At 41.9% G+C, this 23800-nt stretch carries 25 protein-coding genes; 7 read left to right on the forward strand and 18 right to left on the reverse strand.

Features of this window, described 5'->3' with window-relative positions:
• Nucleotides 1-38: 38 nt before the first annotated feature.
• The 4 genes from JOD17_RS04740 to thpR are packed head-to-tail and all read right to left on the reverse strand — an operon-like array spanning nucleotide 39 to nucleotide 2602.
• A complete protein-coding gene (locus JOD17_RS04740; RefSeq protein ID WP_204695915.1) occupies nucleotides 39-980 on the reverse strand; it encodes a nuclease-related domain-containing protein in 942 nt (313 codons plus the stop codon).
• A gap of 10 nt (nucleotides 981-990) precedes the next feature.
• Complete coding sequence (locus JOD17_RS04745; RefSeq protein WP_204695916.1) at nucleotides 991-1683, reverse strand: LrgB family protein; 693 nt, start codon at nucleotides 1681-1683, stop codon at nucleotides 991-993.
• Entirely contained in the window at nucleotides 1676-2056 is a 381-nt protein-coding gene (locus JOD17_RS04750) for a CidA/LrgA family protein (RefSeq protein ID WP_204695917.1), read from the reverse strand. The genes JOD17_RS04745 and JOD17_RS04750 overlap by 8 nt, the downstream gene beginning before the upstream one ends.
• Nucleotides 2057-2062: 6 nt before the next feature.
• A complete protein-coding gene (thpR, locus tag JOD17_RS04755) occupies nucleotides 2063-2602 on the reverse strand; it encodes an RNA 2',3'-cyclic phosphodiesterase (RefSeq protein WP_204695918.1) in 540 nt (179 codons plus the stop codon).
• Between the two features lie 157 nt (nucleotides 2603-2759).
• Here thpR and cysK point away from each other — a divergent pair, with 157 nt between their 5' ends.
• Both cysK and JOD17_RS04765 read left to right on the forward strand, forming a co-directional pair.
• Nucleotides 2760-3695, forward strand: a complete 936-nt coding sequence (gene cysK / locus JOD17_RS04760; RefSeq protein WP_204695919.1) for a cysteine synthase A — start codon at nucleotides 2760-2762, stop codon at nucleotides 3693-3695.
• 209 nt (nucleotides 3696-3904) lie between these two features.
• Nucleotides 3905-4120 (forward strand): DeoR family transcriptional regulator, encoded by a 216-nt coding sequence (locus tag JOD17_RS04765; protein ID WP_042359704.1) that lies wholly within the window; start codon nucleotides 3905-3907, stop codon nucleotides 4118-4120.
• A gap of 54 nt (nucleotides 4121-4174) precedes the next feature.
• Here JOD17_RS04765 and JOD17_RS04770 read toward each other — a convergent pair whose 3' ends face one another.
• The 7 genes from JOD17_RS04770 to JOD17_RS04800 all read right to left on the reverse strand — a co-directional run bounded on the left by JOD17_RS04770 (nucleotide 4175) and on the right by JOD17_RS04800 (nucleotide 9763).
• A complete protein-coding gene (locus tag JOD17_RS04770; RefSeq protein WP_239575222.1) occupies nucleotides 4175-4891 on the reverse strand; it encodes a pseudouridine synthase in 717 nt (238 codons plus the stop codon).
• Nucleotides 4884-5555 carry a hypothetical protein gene (locus JOD17_RS04775; RefSeq protein WP_204695920.1) on the reverse strand — a complete coding sequence of 224 codons (672 nt, stop codon included), beginning with the start codon at nucleotides 5553-5555 and terminating at the stop codon, nucleotides 4884-4886. The genes JOD17_RS04770 and JOD17_RS04775 overlap by 8 nt, the downstream gene beginning before the upstream one ends.
• Nucleotides 5556-5557: 2 nt before the next feature.
• Complete coding sequence (ftsW, locus tag JOD17_RS04780; RefSeq protein ID WP_204695921.1) at nucleotides 5558-6736, reverse strand: putative lipid II flippase FtsW; 1179 nt, start codon at nucleotides 6734-6736, stop codon at nucleotides 5558-5560.
• A gap of 65 nt (nucleotides 6737-6801) precedes the next feature.
• Nucleotides 6802-8415, reverse strand: a complete 1614-nt coding sequence (locus JOD17_RS04785) for a putative polysaccharide biosynthesis protein (protein ID WP_204695922.1) — start codon at nucleotides 8413-8415, stop codon at nucleotides 6802-6804.
• 115 nt (nucleotides 8416-8530) lie between these two features.
• Nucleotides 8531-8992 carry a DUF6884 domain-containing protein gene (locus tag JOD17_RS04790; protein ID WP_204695923.1) on the reverse strand — a complete coding sequence of 154 codons (462 nt, stop codon included), beginning with the start codon at nucleotides 8990-8992 and terminating at the stop codon, nucleotides 8531-8533.
• 10 nt (nucleotides 8993-9002) lie between these two features.
• Nucleotides 9003-9350, reverse strand: coding sequence for a hypothetical protein (locus JOD17_RS04795; protein ID WP_042420997.1), 348 nt, complete (start codon nucleotides 9348-9350; stop codon nucleotides 9003-9005).
• Nucleotides 9347-9763, reverse strand: a complete 417-nt coding sequence (locus JOD17_RS04800) for a secondary thiamine-phosphate synthase enzyme YjbQ (protein ID WP_169961541.1) — start codon at nucleotides 9761-9763, stop codon at nucleotides 9347-9349. The genes JOD17_RS04795 and JOD17_RS04800 overlap by 4 nt, the downstream gene beginning before the upstream one ends.
• 295 nt (nucleotides 9764-10058) lie before the next feature.
• On the opposite strand from JOD17_RS04800, the gene JOD17_RS04805 reads away from it, so the two are divergent.
• The gene (locus JOD17_RS04805; RefSeq protein WP_169961540.1) at nucleotides 10059-11315 is read left to right on the forward strand and encodes a BaiN/RdsA family NAD(P)/FAD-dependent oxidoreductase; all 1257 of its coding nucleotides are present in this window, start codon (nucleotides 10059-10061) and stop codon (nucleotides 11313-11315) included.
• Nucleotides 11316-11362: 47 nt separating this feature from the next.
• On the opposite strand, the gene leuS is transcribed toward JOD17_RS04805, so the two are convergent.
• Nucleotides 11363-13780, reverse strand: coding sequence for a leucine--tRNA ligase (gene leuS, locus JOD17_RS04810; RefSeq protein WP_204695924.1), 2418 nt, complete (start codon nucleotides 13778-13780; stop codon nucleotides 11363-11365).
• A 272-nt stretch (nucleotides 13781-14052) separates the two neighbouring features.
• Between leuS and JOD17_RS21500 the strand changes: the two genes are divergently transcribed.
• Nucleotides 14053-14181, forward strand: a complete 129-nt coding sequence (locus JOD17_RS21500; protein WP_255343406.1) for a hypothetical protein — start codon at nucleotides 14053-14055, stop codon at nucleotides 14179-14181.
• A gap of 19 nt (nucleotides 14182-14200) precedes the next feature.
• Here the strand turns inward: JOD17_RS21500 and JOD17_RS04815 are convergent, their stop codons facing one another.
• Entirely contained in the window at nucleotides 14201-15382 is a 1182-nt protein-coding gene (locus JOD17_RS04815; RefSeq protein ID WP_204695925.1) for an MDR family MFS transporter, read from the reverse strand.
• 105 nt (nucleotides 15383-15487) lie between these two features.
• Here JOD17_RS04815 and mnmM point away from each other — a divergent pair, with 105 nt between their 5' ends.
• Entirely contained in the window at nucleotides 15488-16069 is a 582-nt protein-coding gene (mnmM, locus tag JOD17_RS04820; RefSeq protein ID WP_204695926.1) for a tRNA 5-(aminomethyl)-2-thiouridylate-methyltransferase MnmM, read from the forward strand.
• Nucleotides 16066-17163, forward strand: coding sequence for an NAD(P)/FAD-dependent oxidoreductase (locus JOD17_RS04825; RefSeq protein WP_204695927.1), 1098 nt, complete (start codon nucleotides 16066-16068; stop codon nucleotides 17161-17163). The genes mnmM and JOD17_RS04825 overlap by 4 nt, the downstream gene beginning before the upstream one ends.
• Here the strand turns inward: JOD17_RS04825 and JOD17_RS04830 are convergent, their stop codons facing one another.
• The 5 genes from JOD17_RS04830 to fdhF form a co-directional block, all read right to left on the reverse strand.
• Entirely contained in the window at nucleotides 17164-17775 is a 612-nt protein-coding gene (locus JOD17_RS04830) for an MBL fold metallo-hydrolase (protein WP_204695928.1), read from the reverse strand.
• Entirely contained in the window at nucleotides 17772-18320 is a 549-nt protein-coding gene (locus tag JOD17_RS04835) for a TetR/AcrR family transcriptional regulator (RefSeq protein WP_204695929.1), read from the reverse strand. The genes JOD17_RS04830 and JOD17_RS04835 overlap by 4 nt, the downstream gene beginning before the upstream one ends.
• 76 nt (nucleotides 18321-18396) lie before the next feature.
• Nucleotides 18397-19212: a formate dehydrogenase accessory sulfurtransferase FdhD gene (fdhD, locus tag JOD17_RS04840; RefSeq protein ID WP_204695930.1), complete on the reverse strand. Its 816-nt coding sequence runs from the start codon at nucleotides 19210-19212 to the stop codon at nucleotides 18397-18399.
• Between the two features lie 11 nt (nucleotides 19213-19223).
• A complete protein-coding gene (locus tag JOD17_RS21690; RefSeq protein ID WP_204695931.1) occupies nucleotides 19224-19877 on the reverse strand; it encodes a DUF1641 domain-containing protein in 654 nt (217 codons plus the stop codon).
• Entirely contained in the window at nucleotides 19877-22825 is a 2949-nt protein-coding gene (gene fdhF, locus JOD17_RS04850; RefSeq protein ID WP_204695932.1) for a formate dehydrogenase subunit alpha, read from the reverse strand. Before fdhF ends, JOD17_RS21690 begins: the two co-directional genes overlap by 1 nt.
• A gap of 140 nt (nucleotides 22826-22965) precedes the next feature.
• Here fdhF and JOD17_RS04855 point away from each other — a divergent pair, with 140 nt between their 5' ends.
• Nucleotides 22966-23778 (forward strand): formate/nitrite transporter family protein, encoded by an 813-nt coding sequence (locus JOD17_RS04855; protein WP_204695933.1) that lies wholly within the window; start codon nucleotides 22966-22968, stop codon nucleotides 23776-23778.
• Nucleotides 23779-23800 lie beyond the last annotated feature (22 nt).

The following is a 23800-nucleotide window of genomic DNA, read 5'->3' on the forward strand; positions in this document are numbered from 1 at the left end:
AATCATAGCAGATGAATAGAAAGACCGTCAATTGCTGTTCAAGACTCAAAGCTATGCTTTTCTACGTCGGAGCGATGACGCTCAAAACTTTTCGTAGAACTTGCATTTAACAACGCTACCGTTATATCCATTTGCTTCTTTTTTAGCGGAGACGGATGACGCTTTAACTCACTCAACCATTGGTGATACGACGTACAATCAACTTTAATTGCACGTAGTGGCGCTTGATAGTCATCAATGTACCCATCTGGTGCAACAATAACAGAATGAATCTGAGAGCGTATAGAAGCTTCACTCAAAAGTGTCGTGATTACTTTTCGCATGCGATTTTGTGAGAGCACCGGACTCACTATTTTTTTGCGATAATTTTTACCGTGGTCAATCTTCCAAAATCGTTCAGTACTCGCATGAATGATTGAATTTTTGTTCGTCTCAATAAACGTTACAGAGTAAATGTCAGTAGGAGAAATTAAGACAACTTCTAAATCAATTTCCGCTTGGGCAACTTTTAAAACCGGATTATAAAAAAGAAAGTAATTATCTGGAATCTCCTTCAGCAGTTGTCGCAAACGACTGTCGTAACGATATCGGCTATCAAGAATTGATTCTTCTTGTAAAGAAGATGATGCCCACTTCAACTGTGCTTGGAACAATTCATAATAAAATTGCTGTTCCAAGTCAGCTAACGTTTTATTTCGGTAACGCTCAAAATCAGGGTGAAGTTCTTGCCGTTCAGATGAAGCCTCTGTGGGAGTTTTTTTGAACTTCGCAATGGCTTGCTTCCAAAAACCTTTCGACTCCCCTAAAAACCACTCTTCATCAAATTCCTCATCTTCTCTTAAATCAACATTCGCATCTTGCCAAAGTTTCTTCATGTGTCGCCATTTCTCTTGTTTTAGCCTTGAATACTGATTCGGGTAACGTTGTAAGTCCACTTCATATCGCGAAACATAATCTTCTAATTTAACGAGATGAACCATCAGACCCTCCTTAATACATGAAAACGAATGCAATGATTGGTGTGAAAATCGACAGCAGAATGGCACACAACGTCATCGATACGGAGCTTGCCGCCCCTTGAACTTGACCGTTTTCCATCGCATTTGCTGTACCAATTCCATGAGCCGCTGCACCGAGTCCAATTCCTTTTGCTAAGTTCTGGTCAATCTTGAAAATGCGGAACGTAATATCTGCGAATAACACACCACTAACGCCAGCGACAAGGACGAGTAATGCAGCAATGGATGGGTCACCATCTAAAATACTCGCGATATCCATCGCGATCGGTGTCGTGACAGATTTCGGTAAAATTGAATACATCAATTCTTCACTAAGTCCAGCAATTCCTGCAAAGCTAACACCTGTCACGATTCCGAGAAATGTTGCTAGGACGACTGGTACACCAAGCGGAATGATAAATTTTAGTAATGTCTTTCGTTGCTCATAGAGCGGGATGCTTAGTGCAACGATTGCCGGTCCTAACCAAAATTCAATCCACGCTCCACCTAATGAGTACGCTTCGTACGACGTATTCGAAAAAATAAGAAACATAACGAGGACAATCGTTCCTGTTAAAAACGGCATCGTGTACAACGCTTTGTGTACCGTATTTAATTTACGAGCAGCCATGTAGATAAAAAGTGTAATCATAATAAACCACAAACTCATAAAGAACTCACTCATTGCTACTCACCTGCTTCTTTAATAACCATTGACTAAGCAATGAAGCGGTCGCTAATACGAGCCAAGTACTTAATGCTGTAATTACTACAAGCGTTAATCCGTGTGCGCGAAGCAAATCTAAATGTTGAATGAGCCCAGCAAGAATTGGAATAAATAACAAAGGCATATGTACGATTAATAACGTTGCACCTTGTTTGACCCATTGGATTTTTATAATCTTAAACTGAAGACAAAGTAACAACAGTAGCATCCCAATTACACTACCTGGAATTGGGAACGGAATCCAACTACTAATCATCATCCCTATAAAATAAAAAAGCACGAGAACGGCTAACTGTAAAAGCAAAAACGAGAAGCCTTTTACTACCTTCATCATCCCTCACCCTTTTAATGTAAATTGTGAAACCGTGTGATAACGAGGGATAAAATTTGGACGCACTTCATATAAACGAAAATCTACGACGTGTAGCCGCTCGTTAATTTGCGTTTCAGGCAGCGTAAACGCTTGACCGTTAAACCGCCTTGCAACGGTAATATGCGGGGTGTATGGTCGCGTTTCTTTTGCAATTCCTAATCGCTTTGCCTCATCTTCAATCATGGTTTTTAATTGTGCTAACGACTGATTTAACTTTGTTTCTACGTATAAAACTCGTGGAGCGTTTCTTAAACCAAATGTTTCGATGCCTTCAACATCAATCATAAAAGGTTTTATTTTGTTCGCTAGTTCGCTCGCTGACTGAATGAGTTCGTTACGTAACTCATCGGATAATTGACCAAAAAACTTGAGTGTAATGTGATAATCACTCGGATGTGTCTGTTTTTTAAATGGTACAATGGCTGTTTGTAATTCACAATTTGCTAAAATCATTGCTCGTGTCTTTTCTGGTACATGAATTCCAAAGAAATAATGCGTTGCCATGATGACTCACCCTTCTGTAGCAGTTCTCACTATCCTACCGTACATTTTGTAAATTAGGAATACGCCTTTCTTTCGTAGACCATTCAATTCCGTTATAATACCTATAAGAACAGTTTGTTTAATCGCCATTAACTTATAACTAGTTGGAGTGAACGTAATGACCGTATACAATCAAATTGATGAACTTGTAGGTAACACACCTCTTGTTAAACTGAATCGTATTGTTCCAGAAGGAAGTGCAGATGTGTACTTAAAGCTGGAGTACCAAAATCCTAGCGGTAGTGTAAAAGACCGCGCTGCACGAGAAATGATTTTGCAAGCTGAAGAAAGCGGACATCTAAAAGAAGGCACAGTCATTATTGAGCCGACGTCAGGCAACACTGGCATTGGCCTCGCAATGAACGCTGCCGTCCGTGGTTATCGTTGTATCTTAACGATGCCAGACACGATGTCACAAGAACGAATTAATCTTCTAAAAGCATATGGTGCTGAAGTCGTTCTCACGCCAGGAGATAAGAAAATGCCTGGTGCTATTTCAAGAGCACATGAACTCACAAAAGAAATCGACAATAGCTTTATGCCGATGCAATTTGAGAATGAAGCGAACCCTGATGCTCATCGAAAAACGACAGCACTTGAAATCGTGAGTGATGTTGAAACCCTGAATAAGCCACTAGCTGGTTTTGTTGCAGCATCGGGTACCGGTGGAACGATTACTGGAACAGGGGAAACGCTACGTGAACATTATCCTGACATCACAATTCGTGTCGTAGAACCGAAAGGCTCTCCAGTATTGTCAGGTGGTAAACCAGGTCCTCACAAACTTGTAGGTACGTCACCAGGGTTTATTCCACCTATTCTAAATCAATCCGTCTACAATGACATTGATCGCATTGGTGACGAAGATGCCTATGATACGGTTCGCAAATTAGCTCGTGATGAAGGTATCCTCGTTGGTCCTTCTTCTGGTGCTGCTTGTTTTGCAGCAATAGAGCTTGCAAAAACGTTAAAACCTGGACAAGTTGTCGTCGCCATTGCTTGTGATACTGGTGAACGGTACCTTTCTACAGACTTGTTCCAATTCGAATCGTAATTCACATTGAAAGAGGAAAGATGTTTTGATTCTCAAATAATCGTGTAGTATAATGGATCTTGAATCAGGAACACTGGCCAGCCTAAGACCTGTCAACACAATTTCATATACACTTTTGGTCTCCTGGATCTGTGCAGTGCCGCGTTATTGCAAAGAAAGAGAGAACGTACGCGTCCCCTTGATTCTATTTTTATAGAAGGAGTGGTTTTTTGCGAACTTCAACCGACCGTATGCTTATTAGAATTAAGTCAATTTACTTGTACATTCGAAAAGAAGGCACGGTAACCACACAACAACTGGTTGATGAATTCGGCATCACACAACGTACGATCCAGCGTGACTTAAATGTACTAGAATACAATAATCTAGTTCATAGTCCCAGTCGTGGCAAGTGGACCACAAAGCAGAAAGTTAAAGCTTCGTAAACATACGTGTAGAAATTTTGAAAAGCCAGCACAAATGTGCTGGCTTTCTTTTGTTTACTTCAGTTGGTCAATCTCTTCTGTTGTGAGCTCACGGTATTCGCCTGCAGCTAGATGATCATCTAACGAAAGCGAACCAATTCTGACACGCTTTAGACGCTCAACCTTATGACCGATCGCTCCAAACATTCGTTTTACTTGATGATACTTACCTTCAGTAATCGTAATATGCAACGTATAATCTGGATGATTGCTCGTTGTAATTTTTGCTGGTTTTGTATGACTCCCGTCTTTTAACTTAAGTCCATCTTCAATTCGGAGAAGATCTTCTTTAATCGGCAAGGCGTCTAGTCCAACGGCATATTCTTTTTCGACGTCATGTTTTGGCGACGTTAGACGATGAGCAAAATCCCCATCGCTCGTTAAAAGAAGAAGCCCTTCCGTATCTTTGTCTAGACGACCAACAGGAAAGAGTTGCTCACGTAAGTCGACATGTAAATCATCCATTACCGTTTTATGGAGGCGATCCTTCGTCGCTGTAACGACACCACTTCTTTTATTCATGACATAATAGCTCGGTGACGTTCTTAACGTAATCGACTTCCCGTTCACCTGTATTTCATCTGTCAATGCATCCACTTTAAAACTTGCATCAGAAACTACGAGCTCATTTACGAGGACGAGCTTTTTTTTGATTAATTTCTTCACATCACTTCTTGAGCCTACGTTCGCATTTGCTAAAAATTTATCAATTCGCATGCTACTTTCACTCATCTTCGTCGCTCCCATTGTTCCATTGTTGTAATAGTGATTTTGCAAAGTGACCGTGGTCGTTTTGCAAATGCGCCTTCGCAATACCATTTGGTATTTGAGCTTGTACAGCGCGAAGCATCTCATCGGAAATTGACGTTTTGTTCATACGCTCTTCCATTCGTTTTAGCCCTCGCAAGCTTTCTTCAGTAGCAATCGTATTTGCTTTTCTTACTGCATCTTCATCACCTTCAATGACAGTAAATGCATGTGAGGTTAGCTCCTTGAATTTCATGACTTGTTGCTTTGATTGAAGTGCAAATACCGCTTCTCGTTCTTGCAATGCAACCCGAGCATGACCTAACAACTTACACGGAATCATCATCTGTTCTTCTTCTATAAGTGGTGCGACGTCCGAATGCATTAGCGCGGTAGCCGTATAATAAAACCGGCACGTTGACGAGAAAAATGATCGATACATGGAAAAAAACGGCTCATATGCATGAGCCGGAATTGCAAGGATCACATCGTGATAGTCTTGAAACGACTGAGGATAGATGACATCTACGTTTTGCTTACCTGTTAATTTATCTTTCGTTCGATTGTATACGTGGACACGTTCTGTTTGATGGTTCGTTAAAATGCCGACAATTGCTTGCCCTAATCGACCATAGCCTATAATCAACATTATTATTTTGCCCCCATCTTCTTGTTTTGAACAACTGTTAGTGTTGGTTCTTCATCTTCCATGCCTTCAACGTGCTCTTGGTTTTGTTCTTTCGTGTTTTGCCTTGAGATATTCGCAACGATAGCTGCTGCCACAAAAGAAACGATCAATGAAGAACCTCCGGCACTGACAAATGGCAATGTTATACCCGTAATAGGTAATGTTCCAGTGACAGCTCCCGCATTAAAGATAAACTGGAAAAGGAACATAAATACGATCCCATAAGCAAGTAATGAACCAAACACGCTTTTTGAGCGACTACCGATGACGATGCCACGAAATCCAATCACTAAAAAGCAAAGAATGACAAATCCAACTCCGAGAATGCCCGTTTCTTCGGCAATTATCGATAGAATAAAATCGTTATGTGGCTCTGGTAAATAGCCTAGTTTTTGAACACTTTGTCCAAATCCAGTTCCTGTTACCCCACCATTAGCAATCGCATAATACGATTGAATCAATTGGTGTCCGTGCGTATCTTGATGAGCAAACGGATCTAAAAATGCAAAAATGCGGTTCATTCTGTACTCTTCTTGCGTAATCAAAATAATGACCGAAGTTAAAGAAAGCGTACCGAGCATAATTAAATGCCTTAGTCTTGCACCCGACAAGAAAATTACAATTCCTGTAACAATCAATATGATGACTGCTGTACCTAAATCCGGTTGCAACAAAATCAACGTGAACAAAAAGACGACGATGACGAGAGGCGGCAAGACCCCCTGTATAAATCGATTAATGTATTTATGTTTCTTCGAGTAGACAGACGCCAAATAGATAATAACGCCAAGCTTTACAAACTCTGATGGCTGAATCGTAAACCCACCAATGGAGATCCACCTCGTCGCACCTTTATCTTCAAGACCGATAATCGGAACTAATAACAAGAGAATTAATGACGCAATAATAATTAACGGGCTTAACTTCTTGAAAAATTGGTATCTGAAATTCATGATTACAACAAACAATACGATACCGATAACAAAAAACATCAGCTGTCTTGATACGACCGCAGTGGCTGGTTGACCGCTGTTAATTGCAGCAGGATAACTAGCACTATATACCATCAGAAGACCGAAGACAGCTAAAGCAAATACAGCACTGATAAATATCCAATCAAAGGCTTTAAAACGTGCCAGCATCCTTTTCACCCACCTACAATAAAATCAAATTTCAGTGTAACACGCTGAACCAATTACAGCAGATTTCATTTTCTTAACAAAGTAAAACGATCTCCCAATACATCTGCTGCTAACCCCGTACGTACAGCCAGAACGAAATACAATAATCCGCCTGTAACAACACCGAAGGCTAGAATAGAAACCATTCCTAATTGTGTTGATGCATCAAACACGTGTTGACCACCTGCTTGCACAATTGCTACGGCAACGACCATAACTATTGTAATCAACGCTACTTTTAGCGCAGGACGCTTAAGCTGATTCACTTCATAGTTCGTTGCTTTTCGAATTGATACGACGTTGTAGACGATTGCTGTGCTATAACCAAGTAACGTAGCGACAATCGCTCCACCAACACCAAACAAAACAGTAAGAATGTACGTGAGGCTCAATTTAATAACGAGCCCAATGACAAGGCCCATGATGGCTTGCTTTTGCTTGTTCATCCCTTGTAACATCGCAGCGGTTACTGCAAATAGTGAGAACAACACTGCAGCTGGTGCGTACATTTGTAGAATCTGACCACCGAGAATATAGTCATCCATCCCGAACAATGTCGCAAACGCTGGTGTCGATAAAATCATAAGCCCTGCCATCGCTGGAACGGTAAAGAATAAGATGATATAAAAACACTTCGTCATGTATGCATTCATCTCATCACGATTACCGCTCGTATTTGAACGGGTAATGGCTGGGATAATGTTTACTGACATGGCCGTTGCTACTGCCACTGGAATTAGAATGACTGAGTGACTCGTTCTAGCAAAGATACCAAATGCGCTCTCCGCTTCTTGACCTGTAAATCCATACGTTTCCAACGCACTCGAGTACGTAAACATATCGATTAATTGGTAAAGTGGGATTGCCAGTCCTACAAACGAAAGTGGCAACGCATAACGAATCAATTCTTTGTACATGCCGCCTAGTGGCAACGGCTCTCCTTGTCTCTTTGTTTCGCTTACTAATTGGTGAATTCCTGCCTTGCGCTTTCTCCAAAAATAATACAAGACAAGAAATGAGCCTAATCCCCCAATAAATGCACCAAATGTCGCAAAACCAACGGCAGTCCCGAGGGATCCGTTTCCTACTTGTAGAATAAGAAATGTCGCAACGAGAATAAAACCGACACGGAAAATTTGTTCAACGACTTGTGAAATTGCCGTTGGTCCCATCGATTGGAACCCTTGGAAGTATCCACGAATGACTGCCATAATTGGAATAATAATTAACGCGACGCTTACCATACGAATAACAAATGTTGCGTCTTCTGGTCGATTCCCAGTCCCATCATCGGCAACGACTTGCGCCGCAATTTGCGGTGCTAATAAAAAGAGTAATAGAAATGAGATTACCCCTGTAATCCCCATTACAATTAGTGCTGAACGAAACAGTCGATGACCGGTTTCATAATCGCCAACTGCGTGGTACTTGGCAACGAATTTAGATACTGCCATCGGAATCCCTAACGTTGATAAACTGAGCAACAACGTATACGGAAGATAACCGTAAGAATATAAAGCATTTCCTTGTTGACCGACCATTAATGTAAATGGAAATATGTATAACAATCCGAGTAACCGTGAAAACAACGTTGCCCCTGTTAGCATCATTGTTCCTCGGACTAACTTACTTTCTGCCATAATTGTCTACGCACCCTTCACCGAGAAAACAAACGTCCATCTTACGCATTTTACCATATCTTATTAAAGATGACTGCTTACAAAAAAGCGACAACTTTATCATCGTTGTCGCCTCTCAACATAATTTGACGTTTTGTTCGATCGAACGTTTCAACATCGCTTGCATGTCACCGATTCCCCTTGCCCCGTCAAGGGGACGAATAACAGGAAAACACGCTCCAAAAACGTTACGAACGATCGGTTCGTACTTCTTCCCAGTTAACAAGACAAGTCGCTCATAATTATGAAGCTTTTCTTCTTGCACTTGATCTCGTAAACGCTCCATTGAAATCCAATCTTTTTTATGTGACGCATTCCATGTTAAGTCATAATTATGTGAAACGATATCGTTCGGGAGTAGAAATCCGTACTTCGCCGAAAGAATCACCCAGTCAGCTTCAAAATAGTGCACGTAGTGGCGACAAATTCGGTGGAATGTACCGACATAAGCATCTTTTGCATAAGCAGGTGGGTGTGTAGGATCTACATCCCAGATTTTCTTCTTCCCACACGGGATTACGTGCAAACTTCGCTTCATTACTCGTACCTCAATTCGTTAAGAGCAAGAAAATGATCCCGATTAAAACGACAATAACGATTCCCGCTAAACAACCTAAACCCATTCCGTTGCCGCCTCTGTTGTAATAGCCTCCACCCATATGTCTTCGTCTTCGACCTCGCCCCATCATACTTCCTACTGCCATGCCTTTTAGAAAACCTCCACCACTTCCACCACTGCTTGACGCTTTCGGGCGATAGCCTCCACCACTACTTGTGCTCGGACGACTAGACGGGCGGTTTGTACGTGGACGACTCGTTGAACGACCGCTCGAACCTCGACTCGATGGTCTTCTCGAACGAGAAGACGCTCTTGGTCTACCTCCTCTTCGACTCATAAACGACCTCCTTCTGACTGGACAAACGAAAGTGCCACTCGCCTTGAGTTTCTCGGTCCATCAAATTCACAAAAATAAACCCCTTGCCACGTCCCAAGCACTAACTTGCCATCTTCCACGAGAATTGCTTGAGTGGCTCCAACGGTACTCGCTTTTAAATGAGCGGCTGTATTTCCTTCTGCATGCAAATCCTCTGGATGTTCCCAAGGATAGACTTCATCCAAGCGTCTTAGGAAGTCGGTTTTTACATCTGGGTCAGCATTTTCGTTAATCGTAATTCCAGCTGTCGTATGCAAATTGGAAACATACACAATGCCATGATTATAATTATTCTGCGTAATGTACTGTTCAATCTGTGAGGTAATATCAATCATTTCACTATGAGTGCGACTATGAATCGTAATCTGTTCCATGCTTCACCTCATTTGTTCATATTTTCAGAGTAGACGGTTAAATGATCTATTCTTAGTATAACATGGGTAAAAACTAGTTTTTACTGGGAATATAGAAGCATTTATTTCGTATTTCTCACCTGTATGTTCAAGAAAAGATCCATACGATACGTACGATTACATTCTTGAACAGGTTTCAAATTCAGAGTATTTATTGTAGCTTTCTTTCTGTGATCATTGCTGATTGAATTAGGAAATTACGCTCGTTCCGTGTTATCATTCAATAACGAATGAACGGATGTAAAAGGAGAACGTTATGAAAAAAGTCATTATTATCGGTGGAGGACCTTCAGGGTTAATGGCAGCCGTTGCTGCCGCCACACACGGAGCGAAGGTCACGCTCGTTGACAAAGGCAACAAACTCGGTCGAAAGCTTGCCATTTCAGGTGGTGGACGATGTAACGTAACCAATCGAATGGATGAAAGTGAGTTGATTTCATTTATTCCAGGCAACGGGAAGTTTATGTACAGCCCGTTTTCAGTTTGGAACAATGAAAACATCATTCATTATTTCGAAGGGTTAGGCATCCAATTAAAAGAAGAAGACATGGGCCGGATGTTCCCAGTTACCGATAGCGCCAAAACCGTCGTAGATACGTTATTAAAAGAAATTCACCGTCTAAAGGTGACCATTCGAACGAATGAACGTGTGAAATCATTGCAAATTAATGAGGAGCACGTAACTGGAGTCAACTTGGAATCTGGCAAAACAATTGAAGGGGACGCCGTTATTGTCGCAACAGGTGGGACGAGCGTTCCCCACACGGGCAGTACTGGAGATGGCTATCCATTCGCAAAGTCCGCTGGACATACAATTACAGATCTCTATCCTACAGAAGTTCCGATCACCTCAAACGAAACATTCATAAAAAATCGTTCAATGCAAGGGTTGTCGCTTCGAAATATTGCACTAACCGTCTTAAACAAAAAACAAAAGAAAATCGTCACGCATACGGGTGATGTATTGTTTACTCACTTTGGGATTAGTGGTCCGACGGCACTTCGCTGTAGTCAGTACGTCGTAAAAGAACGCAAAAAGAACAAACAAAACCCGGTTACGCTGAGCCTTGATTTGTACCCTGATGAATCGGTTTCTTCACTACAGGAACAACTGCTTACCTATAAAGAAACCGATGGGGCTAGATCTAGTAAAAACGCGCTAGCGAACTTTGCACCAGAGCGCTATTTACTCACGCTGTTAAACCGAGCACAAATTGATTCAACAACACCACTCAAAGAAGTCAGTCATGAACAATTGCAAACGTTAAGCGAACTTACTAAGGCGTTTTTATTTACTGCGAACGGAACACTTTCCATTGAAAAAGCCTTCGTTACTGGAGGTGGCGTTTCAATCAAAGAAATCGTACCTAAAACGATGGCTTCTAAGCAAAAAGAAGGCTTGTACTTCTGCGGTGAGGTGCTTGATATTCACGGCTATACTGGTGGATTTAACATTACCGTTGCTTTCTCGACTGGCTATACTGCCGGACTGAACGCTGCAACCACTGAATAAATGCAAAAGCCCGTCAGTAGCGTCTAAGCTACTGGCGGGCTTTTTTATTAATTCGCAACAACGTTAACGAGTTTTCCTGGTACGGCAATGATTTTGCGAATCGTTTTGCCTTCAATGTTGCTGGCGACTTTCTCATCAGCTAAGGCGCTTTCTTGCATCTCTTCTTTTGTCGCGTCTTTTGACATGACAAGCTTGGCACGTACTTTGCCATTTACTTGAACGACGACTTCTACTTCGTCTTGAACGAGGTAAGCAGGATCATGCACTGGCCAAGCTTCATACGAAATTGTGCCTGTGTGACCAAGTTTTTGCCATAGCTCTTCTGCTACGTGTGGAGCAATTGGCGAAAGCATCTTCACGAAACCTTCCATCGCAACTTTCGGTAACGTGTCTGCTTTGTATGCCGCATTAATCAACACCATCAACTGACTAATCCCCGTGTTAAATCGTAAGTTTTTAAAGTCATCACTCACTTTAGCAACAGTTTGGTGATAAATCGGTAAGAGTGAATGATCGCTCGCAGCATCATCAACAACTGTATCCACAAGCTTTCCTTCTTCAGTAACGAGTAAACGCCACACACGATCGAGGAATCTCCTTGATGCGTCTAGTCCATTTGTTGACCAAGCAATTGATGCATCCAATGGTCCCATGAACATTTCATACATACGAAGCGTATCCGCGCCATGTGTTTCAATGATCTCATCTGGATTGACGACGTTGCCTTTTGATTTACTCATCTTCTCGTTGTTCTCACCAAGAATCATCCCTTGGTTGTACAAACGTTGGAACGGCTCTTTCGTCGGTACAACACCGATGTCGTAAAGAACTTTGTGCCAGAAACGAGCGTATAGCAAGTGAAGAACAGCATGTTCCGCACCACCGATGTAAATATCGACTGGAAGCCAAGTTTTCAACTTCTCAGGATCGGCCAGGGCTTCGTCATTGTCTGGGTCGATAAAACGTAAATAATACCAGCAGCTTCCTGCCCATTGTGGCATCGTATTCGTTTCACGACGACCTTTCATTCCTGTTTTAGGATCGGTCACTTCAAGCCAGTCTTTTGCATTGGCAAGCGGTGATTCCCCTGTTCCTGATGGCTTAAATTCATCCAAATCAGGAAGGGTTAATGGCAAGTCACTTTCATCAACTGGCGTCATCGTACCGTCTTCCCAATGAATCATTGGAATCGGTTCTCCCCAATAACGTTGACGACTAAACAACCAATCACGCAAACGGTACGTCGTTTTCTTTTGACCATAGTCGTTTTTCTCAAGCCACTCAATGACCGTTTGAATCGCATCATCTTTGTTCAAACCGTTAAGAAACTCTGAGTTGATGTGATCACCATCACCAACGTATGGCTCTTCATCAATATTGCCGCCACTCACAACTTCACGAATCGGTAAGTCGAACGTTTTAGCAAACTCATAGTCACGCTCGTCATGGGCAGGGACCGCCATTACCGCTCCAGTTCCATAACTAATGAGTACATAGTCGGCAATCCAAACCGGGATTTGTTCGCCGTTGACAGGGTTCGTTGCATAAGCACCTGTAAATGCACCCGTCTTCTCTTTTGCAAGATCGGTACGTTCTAAGTCACTTTTCGTGCTTACTTTCTTGCGGTAGGCTTCCACAGATTCACGGGCATCGTCAGTCGTAATGAGGTCAACGAGGCGATGTTCTGGTGCAAGCACCATGTAAGTCGCACCAAAGAGTGTATCTGGACGCGTCGTAAATACTTCAACATTGTGCTCATCGATTTGGAAACGAACTTCAGCGCCAGCGGATTTGCCAATCCAATTGCGTTGCATATCTTTAATGCTTTCAGGCCAGTCCAACTCATCTAAATCGTCAAGTAGACGGTCGGCATATTCTGTAATCTTGAGCATCCATTGCTTCATTGGACGTCGTTCAACAGGGTGTCCACCACGTTCGCTAACACCGTCAATGACTTCTTCATTGGCAAGTACAGTTCCAAGTGCTGGGCACCAATTGACCGCTACTTCATCAACGTAGGCTAATCCCTTTTTGTAAAGTTGAATAAAAATCCACTGTGTCCACTTATAATAATCTGGATCCGTTGTACTAATTTCACGATCCCAGTCATAAGAAAATCCAAGTTCTTGGATTTGACGCTTAAAGGTGTTGATGTTCTTTTGTGTAAAAGTATTCGGGTGTTGATTCGTATCTAATGCATATTGCTCTGCAGGTAAACCGAATGCATCCCAACCCATTGGGTGCAATACGTTATACCCTTGCATACGCTTCATTCGCGATAAAATATCTGTCGCTGTGTACCCTTCAGGGTGCCCAACGTGTAAACCCGCTCCTGACGGATAAGGGAACATATCTAGCGCATAGAATTTCTCACGTGAGTGGTCAGCTGTATCCACACGAAACGTTTTATTCGACTCCCAAAACGTTTGCCATTTTTTTTCAATCTCCTTATGTGAAAAGGCCATAAGGGGTGCCTCCTTTGTCAACAGTGAAGTATGTGTAATGTCTAAAAAAAAATCTCCTTATCGGAGACGTCATCGAAAAGTGCAAAACCATCCATAACGACGGATTTCTTGATATTGCCATTGTAGGCTCGAAATCTGTCAATGTCAAGGCTGTCAAGCATTTGCGAGCTTTCATTCTCCTGTCCTTTTGAGAAATTCTAGATTAAGAAGCATTTTCTATAAATTAAGCGTATACTAAAGAGACAAGACATTTAATGAAGGGAGTGAAGACCGTGGTAGCTGTCGAATCCATGGGCAAAGCGAAATCAAAGAAACAAGCCCGTCGCAAAAAACTAACCGGTAAGCTCAAACAATCAATTCGGGATTATTTACGAAGACATCCTGTGCCACGCTATGAATAAGGAAAGCTGCCTCTTCACTTTACGATTGAAGAGGCAGCTTTTTATTTGATTTACGTAACGGCCGATCATACATTGCAAATGAAATAATTGCAATGATGAAGAGACTTAGAATAACAAAGAACATCGTATGCATGTCGTAGTGATCAACAATCATCCCACCAAGAAGTGGTCCAATCATTCTCCCCCCAGTAGCGACACTGTTTACAATACCTTGATAAAACCCTTCACTTCCTTTTGGCGCCATTTTGTTCGCAATCGTCGGAACTGCAGGCCAGACGAATAACTCACCGAACGTCAAAATAATCATGGCAAGTAAAAACACAGTAAACACTTCTGCTTGTGTTAATACGAGAAATGCCCCTGCAAATATAATCGCTCCCGTAATAAGCTGTGCTTTTAGCGTTGTCACCCATTTGCGAACAACAATCGCCATAACTGGTTGCATGATAACAATAAGCAAACCATTTAACGTCCAAAGCAAGCTGTAGTAATAGAGATCAATGTTCAAACTTTGCATATGTACAGAAATGTTCGACAACCATTGAACGTAAGCGACCCAGCAGATTAGAAACCCGACAGACAAAATCGCAAGGGCTGACATGTTCTGTTGTTTGAAGTTTTTGCTCTTTTGCACTTGTGCACTCGATGTTGATCGTTCTTGAATCCCTCGATATGCAATGACTGCAAACAAAAACAACAACAAATACGTGATGCTGTTGGCAACAAAAATCATTTCAATATGAAATGCTGCGACAATTCCAGCTAACGCTGTACCTGCTGAAACCCCGACATTTTGCGCAACGTACATCGCATTAAATGGCCGTCTGCCTCCTTCAGGCCAAAGAGAACCTGCAAGAGAATAAAATACCGGCACGATCATGCCGTGACCGAGTCCGATCCCAGTCAGAAATGCCATATATTGATAATATTCATGATTAAAAGCAAGTAATATTGCAAAGCCAAGTGCAAATGTCATTCCGATGACGAGCGTTTTATACCCACCAATTACATCAAACAACCGTCCACCAACAATGTTTCCGATGACCCCTGCCCCCGCATACATCATCAGCACAACACCTGCTGCAGATAGCGGCTCTCCTAGTTGTTCATGAATGTAAATCGTATTTAATGGCCATAAAAACGATGAAGCAATGACATTCGTACTCATTCCGATAATTAATAGCCAAATGATTTTCGGCATATCCCCACCTACCTTTAGTACCGACCATCAGTGTACAATGAATGCTAGGAAATTGGCAATTCAGTCGTGGTACACTATTTCTACAACGAAGAGAGGAGAATTTCATTGTCTCTACCACAAATACTGCCCTTTACAAAACGATTAATGAGCGATAGCCTCTCGATTGGCGACACAGCCATTGATGCGACCGCTGGCAACGGTCATGATACGTTATTTCTCGCCTCCCTCGTAGGAGAGAAAGGCAAAGTCTATAGTTTTGATATACAAGAAACTGCCATTATAAATACACGTGAACGATTGGAAAAAGAACAAATCACAGATCGTGTCACATTGATTCACGATAGCCATGACAAGATCGAACAGTATTGCAAAGACGATCGACCAAAGGCTGCAATTTTTAACTTAGGTTACTTACCCGGAAGCAATAAAGAAGTAACGACGACTGGCAAAACGACAGTGAAGGCAATTCAACAACTGTTAACGATAATGCCAGTGAAAGGAACGATTGTCCTCGTCGTCTACCATGGACATGAAGAAGGCAAACAAGAAAAGGACCAGCTTCTTGCTTATATTCGAAACCTCTCTCATGAACACGTACTCGTTGCTAAATATGAATTTATGAACCATAAAAACGATGCACCGTTTATCGTCGCTTTAGAAAAACGTCGGGAAGGTGATTTCCTATGAGTAAGTACGTCGTTATTGGCGCTGGAATTCTAGGTGCAAGTACTGCTTATCACCTTGCAAAAGCTGGACATGACGTCACGATTGTTGATCGTTTTGACGCAGGACAAGCAACCGATGCCGCTGCTGGTATTGTGTCTCCATGGCTTTCGCAACGCCGTAACAAAGATTGGTATTACCTCGTACAAAATGGCGCTCGCTATTATCCGACCTATATTAACGAACTTCATGAACTCGGAGAATCTACGACTGGGTACGATCAAGTCGGAACACTTGCCCTTCATAAAGATGAGCGCTCACTTACTAAAATGTACGACCTCGTCCTAAAAAAGAAGGAACTCGCTCCTGAAATTGGGGAGTTAACACCGATTACGACTGCAGAAGCGATTCAAGACTATTTCCCTTACCTCTCAAATTACGATTACGCCCTTCACGTTAGTGGCGGTGCTAAAGTAGACGGTCGCGCTTTACGAAACGCTACGCTCAAAGCTGCGGAAAAACTCGGAGCAACTTGTTTGTTCAAGGAAGCTACGTTTTCAGACAAACTATACGTGGGCAAAGAGGCAATGAGCTATGACACACTCATCGTCACGACGGGAGCATGGGGAAATGAATGGGCGAACGCATTTGGTATTCAACCACTCGTCACCCACCAAAAAGCGCAAATCATCCATCTCAAAGCAAAGGAACCATTCAAGCAAAAACCTCCAGTCATCATGCCACCTGGCACGCAGTACTTCGTACCAAACCTTGACGGTACCGTTGTAATTGGCTCCACTCATGAAGATACGAACAAATTTCATCCGTATCCGACTGCTCACGGTGTTTCTTCAATTCTTGATCAAGCCTTCTCACATGGGGAGGCGTTGAAGTCATTCACTGTCGAAGATGTTCGTGTCGGTTTCCGACCGTTCACAGCCAATTTCCTTCCATCTTTCGGCTATTTACCAAACGTTGATCACGTATTGTTCGCTAACGGATTAGGCGCAAGCGGATTAACCGTCGGACCGTATTTAGGAAGTGTGCTGTCAGAAATGGCACAGGGGAATGCGCTTGATTTTGATGTAAACAGTTATCAACTTGCGGACCACGACTAATTACAACCAAACGTCTTTCCCGTGACACGGTGAAACGACAGTGGGTGAAATGACTTGAAGCACGTCTTTGCCACTTCGCTTTGCAAGATCCATATCAGCTGTAAATGCAGGTACTGGGTCTTGAAGCTCTCCCTTTTTACTAGTAAAGAGATCCCCTGCAATGAGAACACCTTCCGCTTCATGATAAAAACACGTGTGCCCTGGAGAATGACCCGGTGTATAGAATGCCCGTAAACCTTTTTCTAGCAAACCTTCATCATCCAGTGGTTTAACCTCTTCAATTGCAATCGGCTTTTGTGCTTTTTTTCTGTTGGGGTATGACTTCTCTCCAAAGATGTACGGCAACTCTCTCTCATCCACCATGACGGGTATTGCACCCTCTCTTGATAATGCCTTCACCCCACCAATATGATCTGGGTGACCGTGGGTAAGTACTATTTCTGTTAATTCTCCGATATATCCAATTTGTTTCGTGATCGCGCGCGAAAATATTCCAAGCCCTGAATCAATGAGAAGAACTCCTTGATCATGTTTAACTATCCAAACGCTTACTTTAATTCCGATAAAAAACTCTAACTTCATGACCGATGGTGAAAGTTGGATCTGTTTCATGTACCTTCCCCCTCACATAATCGTCTAACGCTATGTCTAAGCAATGGTCGCAGACGCTCTAGCAACTCCCCAACTGTTTCTTCACTTGTCACATACGTCATAATCATTCCATGTAGTTGATAAAAAACCATACGGGCAACGTCCATTGAACATGCATGATCTTTCTCTGCTGGAATTTTCTCTTTTAATTCAGTAAATAACGTTAAGCGCCATTCATTTAACTCATGATTTGCCCCCTCATCTACACGTTGTGCTTCTGTCGTCATGACCAATGGATACAAATTGCGATGAGTCAATCCGAATGTTACAAAACGCTCTGCTAATTCATAAAGATCATTTGCTTCAACTAAAGATGCATGTAACGTAGCGAGCGGCTTTTCAGCAATTGCTTCTAATAGCGCATGTTTATCCTTAAAGTAGACGTAAATGCTCGTATGTGAGCACTTCGCACGGCTTGCAACTTCTCGTACTGACACGTGATTAAACCCCTTTTGTACAAAAAGTTGCTCTGCTGCTTTCATAATTCGTTGTTTAGCTTTATCCATTCTACTCCACCTCATAACCATTGGTTACTAACCGATGGTTATATCATATAAAAAGCTCACAAAAAAAGCAACTCCTTTATGGAGTTGCTCCCGATTTATCTTCGTAGATCCGTTCAGCACAACTGTACACATTCATCGATTGTTTTCTTATAAAGCCAACCATCGTAATTTGCTGTTCTTTTGCAATTTGAATTGCCCTGTCTGTCGGGGCTGATTTCGATAAGATCACTTCACTGCCAATTTTCGCTGCTTTAAGCACGATTTCAGAGGATAGTCTTCCACTAAAAACGAGCACTTTATCTTCCAATGAAATCTTATTTCGTAAACAGTGCCCATAGATTTTATCTAACGCATTGTGTCTGCCAATATCTACACGCATTACGACGATTCCGTCTTTCGTAGCAAGCGCTGCATTATGAACGCCACCTGTATCTCTAAAAACACTCGAATGTTCTTGTAATTCGTTCATCAATTGAAAACATTGCCTTTGACTGATGATTACATTTCGACTCGTCATGACTTTTGTTGTTTTCGCGTCACTTGCAAAGATCAATGCTTGACGGCTCATCCCACAACATGATGTAAGATAACGTTTCATCTGCATCTGTTGAGACAGTGGGTGAAGCGCACGCGTCAACCGCACGTGAACAAATCCGTCTTTAGCATCCCACCGAATTGATTCAATGTCTTGTATTCGATTCACAATTCCTTCTGATACGAGATAACCGATCACCATGTCCTTCACATATTGAGGTGAACTTACAATCGTAAGCAGTTCTTCACCATTCACTTTAATCGTCACAGGTCGTTCAACGACAATGTGGTCTTGAACTGTTTCAACATTTGAGAGAGTATAGCGGACAATCTCATACTTTACACGTTCTTCGTCCATACGTGTCATCCTTACTTCTTCTTAATGAGTAGTGGAACGAGTAATACGAGTGCTCCAGTTAGAAATCCAAACAATCTAGGAGCATAAACCCGAGCCGGCTTCGTGTTGGATGTTGATCCTCGTTTTTGAGTTCCCATTTCCTTTTCGGGATGCTCAAGTCGTTCCAATTGAGGTTCGATCTTCTCTTCTTGGGCCTCATCAACACCAAAGCCCTTCACGAATTTCATCAAAACATTCATTCCTTCAATCACTTCTTTGTCATTTAAGGAACGAATAAGGCCACCGATGCCCACAGGTTGATCGCTATGATCATACTCTGAAGCCAGCTTAATTCCATGATTTAACTTTAATACAATCGGTTCTAACTCATTCATATTTACAGTGCCTAATAACTCGAATATAAGCAGTGCGTTTTTAATAGACTGTGTCGTTTCTTTCGAATCCATGGCAGTTACAATCCGATGCAAAACATGCTCACTTTGACCGAGAGCACCATGGGCTAAATTCAACACTTCACGATCTCGCAGTTGATGAATGAGGGTGAATACATCTTCAATCGAATCTTTATGTTCAACAAGTAGCGACTCGAACTCCTTTACTTGTTGTTCATGAAGCTTCTTTGGATCTATTTCCATTTCACGAATGATCGTCGTTGCTTTTGCCACTACATTCCCCTCCTATTTTTAACAAGATCTCCTGGGAACGTGTAATCAGACCTCGCCCACTTTTCTTCGACTTTAACTCCAATTTGTGGTTGAGGATTGCCGTAACGATGGTTCGTTTTCGGCAATGGCGATTTGCCCTTTTGCTTTAAGACTTCCATCTTCGCTGATACTTCTTTATATGCAGGTGTATCGGTGTCTTTATCGGCGTGAAAACTTGTTAAATAATTGATGGCTCCTTCGCCGTTCGTATTCATCGGTAAATATACTTGTTTACCGAAAACGCGATCAGTGACCACGCACTCGACTTTAACCGACCCATAAGGAGAAGTAAGCCGTACCATCGTGCCATCTTCAAGTTCTCGTTCCTTCGCCAGTTCATGTGACACTTCCAAAAAGACGCTCGGTGTCTTCTTAGTAATTCCTTCGCTCTGATACGTCATATTGCCTTCATGGAAATGTTCTAGTAAGCGACCGTTGTTCACATGCAAATCATACACTTCTTCAAATTCTAGCGGTTTAGTCCATTCGACTGGCCATAACCTCGCTTTCCCATCAGGCAAAGGAAATCCATCAGTAAATAAGAGTGGTGTGTCAGTTCCATCTTCCTTAACTGGCCATTGCAAACTATCGTACCCTTCTAATCGCTCATATGAAACACCAGCAAATAATGGTGTTAACGAAGCCGCTTCTGCCATAATCTCACTCGGATGGCTGTACGACCAACCTGCCCCCATTCGATTAGCAATCTCCATAATGATTTGCCAATCTGGTTTTGAGTCGCCTAGAGGCTCAAGTGCTTGATATAGTCGCTGGAATCGTCTTTCAGTATTAACGAATGTTCCCTCTTTCTCTAAGCTAGGGCTTGCTGGTAAAACGACGTCCGCATATTGACATGTTTTAGTAAAGAAAATGTCTTGGACAACGAAAAATGATAATTTTTCAAACGCAGATTGCACATGATTTATATTAGAATCCACAATGCCCATATCTTCGCCTTTTAAATACAACACGTCTAATTTCCCTTCATGAATGGCATCGACCATTTCATGGTTGTTCAACCCTGGTACGCTCGGTAAGGTTACGCCCCAATTTGCTTCAAAACGAGAACGAATCTCGTCATCGGTAACAAATTGATACCCAGGTAGACGATCTGGCATGCTGCCAAAATCACTTGCACCTTGGACGTTGTTATGACCTCGAAGTGGGTACGAGCCTGCACCAGGCTTCATATAATTACCGGTGACGAGTAATAAATTGGAAATTGCAGTACTTGTATCACTTCCACCCCCATGTTGTGTCACACCCATCGCCCAAAGAATTGATGTTGTTTTAGCTTCATGAATCATCGTAGCAATTCTTATAAGCTCTTCTTTCGTTAAAAGCGTCACTTCTACTGCATAATCAAGCGTGTAAGGAGTTAAGCTACTCAAGTAATCTTCAACGTTAGATACATGCTTTTCTAAAAATGCGACATCGTGCCATCCTTGGTCAACGATGTACTTTGTAATCGCAGATAACCAAACAAGATCACTGCCCGGAGATGGTTTCACAAATATGTCTGAACGCTCAGCTAAATCGTGTTTTCTAAGATCAGCAACAATCACTTTTTGACCGTTTAGCTTTTGGGCGCGCTTCACTCTCGTTGACAATACTGGATGCGACTCAACAGTATTTGAACCGATCGAAATGACTAATTCTGCTTTAGCGATATCTTCAATACCACCTGAATCTCCACCATAACCCACTGTGCGCCAAAGCCCCATCGTAGCTGGAGATTGACAATATCGTGAGCAATTATCGATGTTATTTGTCCCGATTACCCCCCTGGCAAGCTTTTGCATTAAGTACGATTCTTCATTCGTACATTTAGACGATGAAATAAAAGCAAGAGCATCCGAACCTTTTGTATTTAATTTCGACTTGAATTTACTTTCAATGAGATCAAGCGCTTCTTCCCACTCAGCTTCCCGAAACGAATCGCCTTCGCGGATTAACGGCTTCGTTAAACGCTCTTCACTATTTACATAATCCCAACCGAACTTTCCTTTCACACACGTCGAAATTCCATTGGCTGGTGCTTCAGCCTGTGGTTCGATTTTTAAAATTTTGCGATCTTTCGTCCATACATCAAATGCACACCCAACACCACAATACGTACAAACGGTTTTCGTTTTCTTAATTCTTTCTTCACGCATTGCCGCTTCTACATCTGATATCGTCATGAGCGACTCGTACCCTGTTTCAATATTTTTGGTAATGTTAACCATCGGTCTAAACGTTTCTTCTTTTATTCCTGTCAAAAATCCTGCTTCGCCTTCCATGCCTACTTCAAGCATTGCATTACACGGACAGACCGTTGAACAATGTCCACAGTTAACACAAGAAGACTCATCAATTGTCGTATCTTTGTCCCAAATTACTCGGGGACGCTTTAAATTCCAATCAATAGATAACGTCTCAGTTACTTGCACGTCTTGGCAAGCTTCAACACAACGACCACATAAAATACATTGATCGGGGTCATAACGATAAAATGTGCTTCGCTTAACTTCTGATTCTTTCGTAGAATGAGGGGTTTCTTGATGGCTAATCTTCATTTCTTTTACCGCATTATGTATTTCACAGTTTCCGTTATTGTAATCGCAAATTGTGCAATACAATTCATGATTTCCAAGCATTCGATCCATGGCAATTAACTGTGCTTCATGTACATCGCTACTTAGTGAATCCACAACATCACCATCATTAATCTTCGTAGAACACGCCCGAACAAACTCTCCATTTACTTTCACGATACAACTATCACACGTTTCTATTGCTCCAAGACTTGGATGATAACATAGACTCGGGACTTGCATGTCCATTTTCTGTAATCGCTCTAGCACGGACTCTCCACTAGAGATAATTTCTTGTTTTCCGTTAATCGCCACTGTCATCGTTTGATTCATCTGGGCTCCTCCTTGTTATTGAGTGAGTTGAATTTAATTTATTTTCCCTTAATTCGAAATCATTAAACACAAAACATTACAATCAGTTTTAAGTTCATTATTTTCGGGTAACTTACACTATTCGTTAAAGGAGGAATAACATGTACAAAGACACACTTGTTACAATAAATGAACAAGCCACTAACAAGATTAGATTTTTCTCTTCATCCCCATTGCGCTATTTATTGGCTTCGATTCTTGCAGGAGCTTATGTTGGTGTTGGAACAATTGTTTTATTTTCTATCGGCCAACCACTACATATTACAGGTTCTCCTTTTTTAGATGTGATGACAGGAGCTACGTTCGGTATTGCTCTTGCACTTGTTTTATGGGCAGGCTCGGAGCTTTTTACTGGTAATAATTTAATTTTCACCGTAAGTTCTCTTTCAAACCTAACGAGTTGGTCTCAAACGTTAGCGATTTGGGGATGGAGTTACTTTGGTAACTTGATTGGTGCGCTCTTGTTGTCTTTTCTAGTTTTGTTAACTGGCCTTTTTCAAGGCGCCGATGATAGCCATTACATGTTTTCACTCGCTTCAGAAAAGATGAATGCACCGATGATGGAACTTTTTTTCAGAGGGATTCTTTGCAATTGGATTGTATGTCTTGCAATCTGGACTTCACTAAGAGCAGAAGGTGACATCGCGAAATTATTCTTAATCTTCGTTTTAATCATGGCGTTCATTGCCGCTGGTCTCGAGCATAGTATTGCGAACATGTCGATCTTAGGAATCGCTTTGCTTCATGGTGGTTCAGAGACCATTACATTCGGGGGATTTATTCATAACCTCATTCCAGTAACGATTGGCAACATTATTGGTGGAGCTATATTCGTCGCTTCTACGTATTTTGTGATTAGCGTGAACAAAGATGAAGATAAAGAAGAGCTAAATAATGATCAAAAAAGTGCTTAATTATTAATTGTCCAAATGAGTT

Origin of the sequence: Geomicrobium sediminis, assembly GCF_016908595.1 — a bacterium.
Classification (GTDB): Bacteria; Bacillota; Bacilli; order Bacillales; family Marinococcaceae; genus Geomicrobium_A; species Geomicrobium_A sediminis.

Bases quoted from the DNA above. Each gene is read 5' to 3' on its own strand.
- cysK (WP_204695919.1), top strand. From the start codon at position 2,760: ATGACCGTATACAATCAAATTGATGAACTTGTAGGTAACACACCTCTT.
- JOD17_RS04775 (WP_204695920.1), bottom strand. From the start codon at position 5,555: ATGTTGATTATAGGCTATGGTCGATTAGGGCAAGCAATTGTCGGCATT.
- fdhD (WP_204695930.1), bottom strand. From the start codon at position 19,212: ATGGACGAAGAACGTGTAAAGTATGAGATTGTCCGCTATACTCTCTCA.
- JOD17_RS04835 (WP_204695929.1), bottom strand. From the start codon at position 18,320: ATGGATAAAGCTAAACAACGAATTATGAAAGCAGCAGAGCAACTTTTT.
- JOD17_RS04750 (WP_204695917.1), bottom strand. From the start codon at position 2,056: ATGAAGGTAGTAAAAGGCTTCTCGTTTTTGCTTTTACAGTTAGCCGTT.
- leuS (WP_204695924.1), bottom strand. From the start codon at position 13,780: ATGGCCTTTTCACATAAGGAGATTGAAAAAAAATGGCAAACGTTTTGG.
- JOD17_RS04830 (WP_204695928.1), bottom strand. From the start codon at position 17,775: ATGAAACAGATCCAACTTTCACCATCGGTCATGAAGTTAGAGTTTTTT.
- ftsW (WP_204695921.1), bottom strand. From the start codon at position 6,736: ATGCTGGCACGTTTTAAAGCCTTTGATTGGATATTTATCAGTGCTGTA.
- fdhF (WP_204695932.1), bottom strand. From the start codon at position 22,825: ATGAATCAAACGATGACAGTGGCGATTAACGGAAAACAAGAAATTATC.
- thpR (WP_204695918.1), bottom strand. From the start codon at position 2,602: ATGGCAACGCATTATTTCTTTGGAATTCATGTACCAGAAAAGACACGA.
- JOD17_RS04790 (WP_204695923.1), bottom strand. From the start codon at position 8,992: ATGAAGCGAAGTTTGCACGTAATCCCGTGTGGGAAGAAGAAAATCTGG.
- JOD17_RS04800 (WP_169961541.1), bottom strand. From the start codon at position 9,763: ATGGAACAGATTACGATTCATAGTCGCACTCATAGTGAAATGATTGAT.
- JOD17_RS04770 (WP_239575222.1), bottom strand. From the start codon at position 4,891: ATGAGTGAAAGTAGCATGCGAATTGATAAATTTTTAGCAAATGCGAAC.
- JOD17_RS04855 (WP_204695933.1), top strand. From the start codon at position 22,966: ATGTACAAAGACACACTTGTTACAATAAATGAACAAGCCACTAACAAG.
- JOD17_RS04805 (WP_169961540.1), top strand. From the start codon at position 10,059: ATGAAAAAAGTCATTATTATCGGTGGAGGACCTTCAGGGTTAATGGCA.
- JOD17_RS04740 (WP_204695915.1), bottom strand. From the start codon at position 980: ATGGTTCATCTCGTTAAATTAGAAGATTATGTTTCGCGATATGAAGTG.
- JOD17_RS04815 (WP_204695925.1), bottom strand. From the start codon at position 15,382: ATGCCGAAAATCATTTGGCTATTAATTATCGGAATGAGTACGAATGTC.
- JOD17_RS04825 (WP_204695927.1), top strand. From the start codon at position 16,066: ATGAGTAAGTACGTCGTTATTGGCGCTGGAATTCTAGGTGCAAGTACT.
- JOD17_RS04745 (WP_204695916.1), bottom strand. From the start codon at position 1,683: ATGAGTGAGTTCTTTATGAGTTTGTGGTTTATTATGATTACACTTTTT.
- JOD17_RS04795 (WP_042420997.1), bottom strand. From the start codon at position 9,350: ATGAGTCGAAGAGGAGGTAGACCAAGAGCGTCTTCTCGTTCGAGAAGA.
- JOD17_RS04785 (WP_204695922.1), bottom strand. From the start codon at position 8,415: ATGGCAGAAAGTAAGTTAGTCCGAGGAACAATGATGCTAACAGGGGCA.